Source organism: Aporhodopirellula sallentina SM41, from assembly GCF_000346505.1.
GTDB lineage: Bacteria > Planctomycetota > Planctomycetia > Pirellulales > Pirellulaceae > Rhodopirellula > Rhodopirellula sallentina.
Genome location: NZ_ANOH01000363.1, coordinates 1 through 10,906, shown reverse-complemented (window position 1 = coordinate 10,906; position 10,906 = coordinate 1). Strand labels below are relative to the sequence as shown.

Here is a 10,906-nt window from a genome sequence, read left to right as displayed (position 1 = left end):
GTTGGACGCTGAAAGTCCAAATCATGCCGTTCGAGGATGCGAAGACGTATCGGTTCAATCCGTTCGACCTCACGAAAATTTGGCCGCATTCGGACTATCCGCTGCACGAAGTTGGCAAGCTGACGCTCAACCGAAACCCGACCGACTTCCATACCGAGATCGAACAAGCGGCCTTCGAACCGAACAACATGGTGCCCGGGATCGGGCCGAGCCCAGACAAAATGTTACTCGGCCGAATGTTCGCCTACGCGGACGCCCACCGCGCACGGATGGGCGTGAACTACAAACAGATCCCGGTCAATCGTCCCCAATGCCCCGTGCACAGCTACAGCAAGGACGGCGCGTTGCGAGTCGATAACGTGACGGATCCGGTCTACGCGCCCAACTCAAAAGGTGGACCTCAGGCCGACCCGCAACGCTACCCCGAGTCCGCGACTTGGTCCGCCGACGGCGAATTCGTTCGCTCCGCCTACACGCTGCGAAAAGACGATGATGACTGGGGACAAGCAGGCACTCTCGTTCGTGAGGTGCTGGACGATGACGCGCGAGACCGTCTCGTCTCCAACGTGGTCGGACACCTCAAACAAGACGTGACCGAACCCGTTCTCAAACGAGCGATCGAGTACTGGCGCAACATCGATCAATCCATCGGTGATCGAATCGCCAAAGGCGTGCAAGAGTAAGCCCATTCGCTAGCCCCGATCAACCGTTTAGCCGACGGGCGTTTACCTCGGTTGTCCCTTGACAACCGCGACGAACACCAATCGGCTGATAGGTTCGAGGGGCCTGCGACGGCCAAATTTTCGAGTAGCGAAACTTGCCAAGAGTTTCGACAGGCCGCGTTGATCGTCGAAAATCTTGGCAACGTTCGCTACGACTTCTCCTCGATCTTTTAGCTGCAGCAATCCAGTCGCGAACGATGCGACTGCGTCCAACAAACAGCCACGCGGGCAACCATTCCGCTGCACCGAACCGACATGAGACCGCCTCGGATGGAACATTGACTCACTGCAGTCACATCCAACGAGAGCAACCCTCGGACAGCCGAGTGCGTCTCAAAAAACGATGTAGCCGATGTCGTCAGACTTCGGTGGCCTGGATGCTGGCGACATCCAACTACAGGGGTTGAATACGTCTAAATTCAACGTGCTCTTGTTAAGCAATCTCTCACCAACACAGCATCTCCTTAGGCCCCGATCGCGTGCTATAGATTTCACTTGGGCTTTCATAACAGAAGCCCTTCGGAAAAACGGGTCACACCACACATTACACGGTGCGATTCCATAGACTTCGCGTCGTGTTTGACATCCCGAATCGCGCCAGCTAACTTGCGGCCTCCCTCCGCAAATCGCATGTCAACCAAGCACGCCTCGGCGAATACCGGGCAAGTGAGTTGACGCAATCTTTCGAGCGATTTGCTTTTCCCGCCTGCCCCACACCATCCAGGTTCCAGGAGACTTCCCATGCGTCACCACTCTCGTCCTGCACCTCCACTCGGTTCAACACCACACGCCTCTCCGCAGACGTCACCTGCCCGGACCGTTTGCAAAACCGCAGTCTGCTTTCTTCTGACCTTGGCGTTTTTCTCAACAAACGCCGTTTCGACTGCGCATGGACAGCAGTTGTCGACCGACCAACTACTGGATTTCGTCAACACTCGGTACCAGGCCTACTTCCATTACAACATGTGCACGTTCAAAAATGTGAACGAAGAAAAGCACTCCGGACGCGCATCGGGCAAGGAACCCGTCGAATGGTGGAACCCATCTGGTTTGGATGTCGAGCAGTGGGCGCAAACCTGCATCGACAGCAAGATGGCCGGCGGATGGCTGACCTCCAAACACCATGGCGGCTTTTGTTTGTGGGACAGCAAACTGACCGACTATGACGTCGCTTCGTCTCCTGTCAAAACCGATGTCGTCGGCGAGTTTGTGAAAGAGTTTCGTCGCCGCGGCTTGAAGGTTGGCATCTACTACTCAATCTTGGACTACCACCACGGGATCAATAACGGAACGGTCACTCAGGAAAAGATTGAGTTCATGAAGGGACAGCTCACCGAGTTGCTAACGAACTACGGACCGATCGACTACATGAATTTCGACGGTTGGAATACATGGCCGACGCTGCCGGACTTTGATGACATTCAGTACAAACAGCTTTACGACACCGTGAAGGCGATCCAGCCGGACTGTTTGATCGTGAGTCACACTTACGAATCGAATCTCGCTCACGCGGACGTGCCCTTCGCCGACGCGGCCGGCCGAGCCTACCCTTACCATCCCGACTACATGCGACCTTCGGCGGCATCGGATACATCGCAAGGCGATTGGTGGTGGGACGACATTCCACGCTACCGCAAACCCAAGTCGAAAGAATACTTGCTCAAACAACTCGACAGCTACAACTCACACAACTCCGTCTACGTTCTCAACATTTCGCCCGGCCCCAACGGACGACTCGACGACAACATTGTGCAGCGACTCGCCGAAGTCGCCGATGCGTGGGAAAAGCCCGCTGACCTGAAGGAAGCCGGCGACAACTGGGGCTTCCAATACGACGTATCGAAGAACCTTGCCTTCTACCGTCCCGCCACGCAGTCGAGCACCCAAGACCCTGTGCTGGACTTCCGAGCACGCCCTCGCGCCGAGATCGCCGTCGACGGTGTCACGGAATCCAACGCCGAAATGGAACAGGTCGCATTGACCCACGAGGAAATGTCACCGTGGTGGGAAGTCAACCTTCAACGCGATTGTCGAATTGACGAGATCCAGGTGTACTTCCGCTCAGACAAGAATGCGAAGCCCCCGTTTCCTGTCGCGGTTCAGGTGTATAACGAGAGCGGACAGATCGTTTGGACACAGCGTATCGAACGGCTTCCCGAAGCCGAAAACAACACGCCGAGCAACCTTCTCGTCGTTGAACTCCCCTCCGAAGGAGTCACCGGTCGACGGGTTCGCATCAAAGCAATCAGTAAAAAGACGGTGCTGGGCATCGCCGAGGTAATCGTTCACGGCGAAGAACAATAGAGCATCGGTAATCGGTTACAATGAGCGTCACGATAGAACCGTTCTCGATAGGTTGTTTGTACACTCCCGCCGATTACTCGCACGTGTGTTGTGATACAGGGAGTGCGGACCACAACCGTGACTCGCTGGATCGCCCGACGCATTCATGACCTCAATGCTGAACCGATTTTTCGTCGCACTCGGATTGCTCTTCTGTGCACAAATTTGTGCCGCCGAACAGAACGCCGAGCCAAACGCCTCCACAGTCGAACTCCCTGCCAAAGACTCTTTCCATCTCTTCGTCTTGGCAGGGCAATCCAATATGGCGGGCCGCGGTGAGGTAACGGATCTCGATCGCGAACCTCATCAACGCGTGCTGATGTGGACGGCCGACGGAGAGTGGCGTCCCGCGGTCGATCCGATGCATTTTGATAAACCCAAAATCGCTGGGGTGGGACCGGGGCGTGCCTTTGGAATCCGTCTCGCGGAGGCATCCCCCGATATCACCATCGGACTGATCCCCTGCGCCGTTGGGGGGTCACCCATCGAGTGTTGGGAACCAGGTGGATTTCATCAATCGACCCAAACACACCCGTACGATGATGCTGTTGAACGCATTCGCGCCGCCGCAAAGCATGGCACCATCAAAGGCATCTTGTGGCATCAAGGCGAGGGAGATTCAACGCCGAAACGATCCCGTCAATATCATGAAAATCTACTCGGTGTGCTGAATCGCCTCCGCAACGAATGTCAATCCGATCCGGTAATCTTGATCGGGCAACTCGGCCAGTTCCCAGAACGCCCGTGGAACGAATCGCGAAAACGTGTGGACCAAGCTCATCAAGCGGTGGCGAATGAACTGCCCAACGCAGCGTTTGTGAAATCCGACGGATTGCTTCCCAAGGCGGACAACACTCACTTCAACCGAGACTCCGCGATCGAGCTAGGCAACCGATTCTACGAAGCCTATCGGCAGTTGCGAGAGACCGCTCAAGGCGACCAGTAGCCCTCTTCCGCTGTTCTCACACCATCCTCTGCTAGAACGCCAAACCGCGTTAAAAACCGGTGAAGTGCGTCGCATCTTCGTGCGAATTCGGGAATGCCCGACTCCCCCGAATTAAGATATTCGGAACCACCCTCCTGGCCGTCTTTCTGTTAAGCTAGGAAACCCTGCGTGATATTGCATCTTGCCCGAGTCTCCTGATTCCGAGCGACTGCGGCTCCGCGCAATCCGCACAGACTCTCCTCAATTCAACTACTTTCGACGCACAAAAGCGACGCCGATCATGAGCGACTGGTTGAAAACTGCTTGGCTCCCTCTTCCCAAAAAACACAACTCAACCGCGAAAGAACGTCAGCGTTCACGGAGGCGGCGAAGTCGGTCACGTCGGCTTCTCGTTCGCAACGTCGAATCACTCGAGGCGAGACGTTTGCTTGCATCCGACTTGGCAAATTTGGTGGAGGAAAATGGGGACACCAACGGACTCGTGCCATCGATCGACATTGCGATTTCGATCGATGATGACGGCAACTTGGTCGTCGCCGAATCGGGCGACAATACCGACGATGACCTGACAATTCGTTTTGACGGAACGAATTATCAGTTCACGTTGGCTGGCACAGGTGTCTTTGGAGTCGGTGCCTTTGAAAACGATGAAACCGCCGGGATCATCGGTACCGGCACTCAAACGGTGACGGTCCCTGCCGCGTTGTTCAGCGGTTCAATCATTGTCAGCGCGCTTGGTGGCAACGATCGACTGACCGTCGACTTGGACTCAGGCACACCGACCGCCAACATTCTGTTTGAAGGTGGTTCTCAAAACGGATCGCCGGGAGACACACTGTCCATTTTGGGCGGAACGTTCTCCGAGGCAACGTATAACTTCGCCAACGAAAACGACGGTTCAGTCCAGCTCGGCGATTTTCAAATCACCTATACCGGTTTGGAACCGATCACATCGACGGTCAACGCCACCGACGTCACACTGAACTTTGGCGCCGCCGGTGAAACGATCACGGTCACCGACGGAGGTGTGGGGCAAACCACCGTTGACTCCACTGCGGGCGAGATCACCACGTTTAACAACCCGACCGAAACCCTGACCATCCATACCGAGTCAGGCGGCGGAGGTGGTTCAGACACCGTGGTGCTACAAGGGGTTGGCTCAGGGTTTGATGCGGACCTGATCGTCGACGCGGGAACGGATGATGCGATCCGCCTGGAGTCGAATACGACGTCGCTGGGCAGTGGTGATGCAGCGTTGACGGCGGGCAACGTTCGCTTTGTCGATGGCAATCTTGTCACGACCGGATCGGCGTTGATTACAGCGACCTCCGGTTCCATCACGACCGACAACGTGAACACGATCGACTTGACCGCCGCTGACGCCGTGTTGAGAGCGATCGATGCGGTCGGAGCATCGGGAATTGGAGGATGGCTGGATCTCTCCGTTGCTAATTTGGAAGGAACCGCGGGACCAGGCGGATTCTTTGTTTGGGGTGCCAATGACTTGACGATCGGTGGCGTCACCGGGCTCAACGGCGTGGGCACTACCGGCGGGCCGATCGAGCTTTACAGTGTCGGTGGTGACCTGATCGTTTCCGAAACGGTCGCCTCCTCGGGCGGCAACATCGAATTGGAAACCGGGATCGCGTTGCCTTCCGGAGGTAACATCGTCCTCGACGCCCCTGTGCTGAGTTCGGGCGGCCGTGTCCTCGTCGCAGCCGACAACGACATCACGATGAATGCCGGGGGATCGATCGACACCGGTGCGGGCAGCACCGCTCCGGTCTCACTCACTGCGGACGACAATGGCAGCGGTGTCGGCGCAATCGACATGTCGCCCTCGACCTTTATCGACGGATGGGCCGGCGACGTCACGTTAAACGCGGCAGAGAACATATCGCTGAGCCTGGTCCGGTCGTCGGCGACGACGTCTTTGAACAGCGAGGCATCCATTTTCGATTCGGACGGCGGATCCGCACTGAACATTGACGGACGCGGATCGGGGACGCTCGAGGTTATCGCCCTCACCGCGTTCGGTACGCCATCCGATCCCATCGAAACAGCGGTGAGTCGCATGGCTGGCGAAGTCGCCGCAGGCGGAATCATCACCGAAAACGCGGTTGCTCTTGAGCTGGTTGATTTGATCGGAACCGGTTTTTCTGTGGGCGCCGCTGGCCCGATGACGATCAACACAGCGGGAAGCCTGACGGTATCCGATAATTTGATTACGACCGCCGGAACAATCATCCTATCGGTTGCGGACACGACTGCGAGCGGCGAAGACATCATGATCGGTGCGAACGTGTCGGTGAATGCCACCGGCGGGGACGTTCAATTGCTTGCCGGAGACGACGTCGAGATCGATCCAGCGTCGATACTCGAGTCGGACATGGCGATCCAAATCGCAGGCGACGTCGGCGACGCGGATTCCGGAACGGGTACAACCATCAACATCCTGGGAACGCTCATCGGGTCCAGTGCAACGGCGATGCATATCGTTTCTGGTGCAGGTGACGACGACTCGATCATCGTCGATCCCACGAGCCTGTTGCTGGCCAGCCCGCTTTCTTTGGACGGGGTGGGTGGTGACGACGACTACAACGTGACGTTTGGGCAGCTCGGCACCGGTATCGCCATCGACGATTCAGCCGACGGGGAAGACAACGCTGTGCTGATGTTCGCAGTGACAGATGATTCAATGACCGTGGATGGTCAAAACAATCTCGTTCGCGACGACGCATCGAACGAAACGGTCACTTTCAACGCTTCGTTGGAAGAGATTCTCGTCGACAGCGGACTCGGCAATGACACAGTCAACGTTTCGCCGAGCCCCACAACTCGTCTGCAACTCAGCGGCAACGACCCCACAACGGCGCCGGGAGATACTCTGAACGTCGACGCACTCAGCAATGCGTTGAATCTTAACCAGAACGTTCTCACGGTGGATGGCTTGATGCCAATCACGCATCAGAATTTTGAGGCGTTCAGTTTCGCCAACGTGACCGATTTCACGATCGAAGCAGACGACAATGACAACGCCGTTCGCGTGACGCTCAACGGCGAGAACACCGACGTTATTATCGACGGAATCACCGTGCTGTCCCAACCATTGGCGGATCTTCCGCGACTGACGATCAACGGCAACAGTGGTGACGATGCATTCACGGTCGACTTTGCCAACGGCAATCCCATTCCCGCTGGCGGACTCTTCTTCAATGGAAACGCCCAGGACACCACAGGCGACTCGGTGATTCTGGAGAACGGTTCGGCCAACACGATTGAGCATACTTTTGCGAACGAGAACGATGGAACCATCGACATCGACGGATCGATGGTGACCTACACCGGTTTGGAACCGATCATTGACAACCTGAACGCGGCCGATCGAATCTTCACTTTCACCGGCGGCGATGAAACGATCACTCTCGGTGACGACCTGGTCAACGCTACCGGAGTCAGCCGCATCGACTCCACGCTCGGTGAAAGCGTCGATTTTCTCAACCCAACGAACTCGCTGACCGTCAACACCGGCAGTGGCGTAGACTCATTGAACGTGAACGCTCTGGATGCGAACTACGCCGCGTCACTGATCGTCGATGGTGGCGACTCGGACAACGATGTTTTAACGATGACAAACGTGGACCTGATCAATACGCTAGGTCGCGGATTGTGGGTCAAAGAGTTCGAGACCGTCACGGTCACCGGGGGGACGATCTCAGGCAACACGGCCGACAATGGTGCCGGCGTTCGGATTGACAATTCCACGTTGGCGACAACAACCGCAACGCTCAGCGGAATCACGATTTCGAACAACGTCGCGACCGGCGGTACCGCACCGAACGAAGGTGGCGGCGGGATTTATAACAATGGCGCGGTGCTCAACATCAACGCGAATAGTTTGATCAGCTTCAACACCGCGACAACCGCCCAAGGCAGTGGTGGTGGAATCTTCAGCAACGGTATCCTGACCATCACGGATTCAACGATCAGTGACAACGATGCCAATCGAGCAGGCGGTGGTATCGAGATCGCCGCAGGTTCGGGACCGACCACGCTGACCAACGTCTCCTTCTACAGCAACCGCGCGGTTTCAGGTCCGGGCAACGGCGGCGGATTACACGTGACCGGCGCGGGCAATGTCCAAATGAAAGATGGTGTCATCATTGGGAACTCCGCCGCCAGTGAAGGTGGCGGATTCTGGAACGGCGCCGGGACAATGACACTCGATTCGGTGATCGTGGAAGCGAACGTCGCACGCTCGGAAACCAATGTGAACGAAGACCAAGGCGGTGGTGGAATTTTCAACAACGGTGGCACGTTGCTTATCGAAAACCTCACCGACATTCGTTTCAATCAAGCAATCGATAATTCAGGAAACGGCGGTGGTGTGATGACCGTCGGTGGCACCGTCACGTTCAATAACATCAACATTCGCGGCAACGAGGCAGGTGGTTCAGGCGGTGGGATTGCGAACCTTGGCGGCACCGTCACCCTCAACGGCAGTGCTGTTGGATCCTCCAGCGTTGGTACGGACCAAAATTCAGCATCCGAACACGGTGGTGCCATCTACGCTTCCGGAAACGCGGCGACGGTCCTTTCTGGAGCCCTCATACGAGGCAATGCCGCAACGCAAAACGGTGGCGGGCTGTTCAATGGTGCCGATGCAACCATGACGATCACCGGCGGTGATATCACGGATAACACCGCCAGCGGAAATGCAGTGGACCAGGGCGGTGGTGGAGTGTTCAACGCGGGAGGAACCGTCGATGTAACCGACACTTTTATCGATCGCAACATGGCCGATGGGAGCAGCGGCAACGGTGGCGGGATTATGACAATGGGTGGAACGGTCAATCTCGTTGATTTGAGTTTGGCTACCAACGAAGCAACTCGCGCCGGAGGCGGCATCGAAAACAATGGTGGAACCGTCACGCTGACCAATGTCTTCGTCGGCGGAGCAAACCCATCGGATGCCAACACCGCCGGTATCAACGGCGGTGGACTGCACGCATCTGGCGTTACCAGCGTTACAACGATCAACGACGGTTCGTTTCAAAACAACATCGCCGCACAAGAAGGCGGCGGACTGTGGATCGGGGACGGCACGTTGACGATCAACGGCACCACGATCCTTCAGAACACCGCCAATTCATCGAACAACCCCAACGACGACCAAGGCGGCGGTGGCATTTTTAACATCGGCGGAACTTTGGACATCAACGGTGCGACGATTACGGAGAACGTGGCCGTCGCAAATAACGGCAACGGTGGCGGCGTGATGACCGTCGGCGGCACCGTCACGATCGACGACAGTTCCATCCAATCCAATGCCGCCGGACGTGCCGGGGGCGGGATCGAAAACAACAACGGTTCGGTGACAATCACCAACGAGACCGTCGGAGGTCCTGTTGCCGCGTCCGGGAACACGGCAACCATCAATGGCGGCGGTCTGCACGCGAGCGGCGACAACAGCATCACGATCGTCACCGGAGGGCTGTTCCAAAACAACACTGCCGGCCATGAGGGCGGCGGCCTGTGGAACGGCACCGGAGTCATGACGATCAACGGCACCCAAATTCTGAACAACACAGCCGAGTCGCTCGGCAACACGAACAACGACCAAGGCGGCGGTGGAGTGTTCAACATCGGAGGAACGCTGGTCATCAGCGATGCCGCCATCCACGGCAACGTCGCGTTGCTCAATAGCGGTAACGGAGGAGGCGTGATGACTGTCGGTGGCACGGTCACCATTGACGAAACCGCGATTCAATCCAACCAAGCCGCTCGTGCCGGTGGCGGTATCGAGAACAATAACGGCGAGGTCATGTTGACCAACGTGACGCTCGGCGGTGCTGATCCTGCAGATGGCAACCATGCCGGCATCAATGGTGGCGGACTGCATGCGAGCGGATCTGCGAGCACCACGACACTCATCGGAGGCATCGTCCAGAACAACATCGCCGAACAAGAGGGTGGCGGGCTGTGGAACGGTCCCGGGCAAATGTCCGTCAACCAAACCGATATCCTAGACAACACGGCAAACTCCGGCGTCAACACGAACAACGATCAAGGCGGCGGCGGTGTGTTCAACATTGGCGGCACGCTTAACCTCACCGAGACCACGATTGTGGACAACGCGGCAACCGCCAATCGCGGCAACGGTGGCGGAGTCATGACTGTGGGCGGCACCGTAACGGCCATGAACACAACCGTCACTTCCAATGAATCCGGCCGTGACGGTGGAGGCTTGCACGCTGGTGGCGGCAGTGTGGTCACGGTCACCGGTGGCAACTTCCGGCTCAACAATGCCGCCGAAGAAGGAGGTGGCCTTTGGAACGACAGCGTCCTACGCATCGACGGCAGCCTCATTACTGAAAACACAGCCGTCTCGTCCGACAACGGCGGCAACAACCAAGGCGGTGGCGGAGTCTTCAACGACGGCGGTACGCTCGATATTGCGGGCGCAACCATTAGCATCAACTCAGCCATCGCCAACAACGGCAACGGTGGTGGTGTCATGACAGTGGGTGGATCGGTGACAATCGACAGCACCCTCATTCAATCCAACCAAGCCACTCGGGCAGGCGGTGGAATCGAGAACAGCAGCGGCGACGTCACAATTACCGGCGTCACTCTCGGAGGCCCCACCGCGAACGACGGCAACACCACCGGCATCAACGGCGGTGGTCTTCACGCGGCAGGCGTCGATAGCACCATAACGATTATCGGCGGAAGCGTTCAAAACAACATCGCCGATCAAGAAGGCGGCGGTCTCTGGTTGGGCGGCGCCAGCACCCTATCACTCGATGGGACAACGGTTTCCAACAACACCGCCAACTCAGCCAACGCGGCGAACGACGCACAGGGTGGCGGCGGGATCTTTAACGACGGAGGC

At 57.2% G+C, this 10,906-nt stretch carries 4 protein-coding genes; all 4 read left to right on the top strand.

What is annotated here, in order from left to right:
• Positions 1 to 683, top strand: a 683-nt coding sequence (locus RSSM_RS23775; RefSeq protein ID WP_044303480.1) for a catalase, incomplete at its 5' end; no start/stop codon positions are given.
• 939 nt (positions 684 to 1,622) lie between these two features.
• Positions 1,623 to 3,026, top strand: coding sequence for an alpha-L-fucosidase (locus tag RSSM_RS23765; RefSeq protein WP_236621343.1), 1,404 nt, complete (start codon positions 1,623 to 1,625; stop codon positions 3,024 to 3,026).
• A 145-nt stretch (positions 3,027 to 3,171) separates the two neighbouring features.
• Positions 3,172 to 4,011 carry a sialate O-acetylesterase gene (locus RSSM_RS23760; protein WP_236621342.1) on the top strand — a complete coding sequence of 280 codons (840 nt, stop codon included), beginning with the start codon at positions 3,172 to 3,174 and terminating at the stop codon, positions 4,009 to 4,011.
• 424 nt (positions 4,012 to 4,435) lie between these two features.
• Positions 4,436 to 10,906, top strand: a 6,471-nt coding sequence (locus RSSM_RS31905) for a right-handed parallel beta-helix repeat-containing protein (RefSeq protein WP_160168170.1), incomplete at its 3' end; no start/stop codon positions are given.

What these genes read in the sequence shown, in the direction of transcription:
- RSSM_RS23760 (WP_236621342.1), top strand. Translation starts at nt 3,172, where the DNA reads ATGACCTCAATGCTGAACCGATTTTTCGTCGCACTCGGATTGCTCTTC.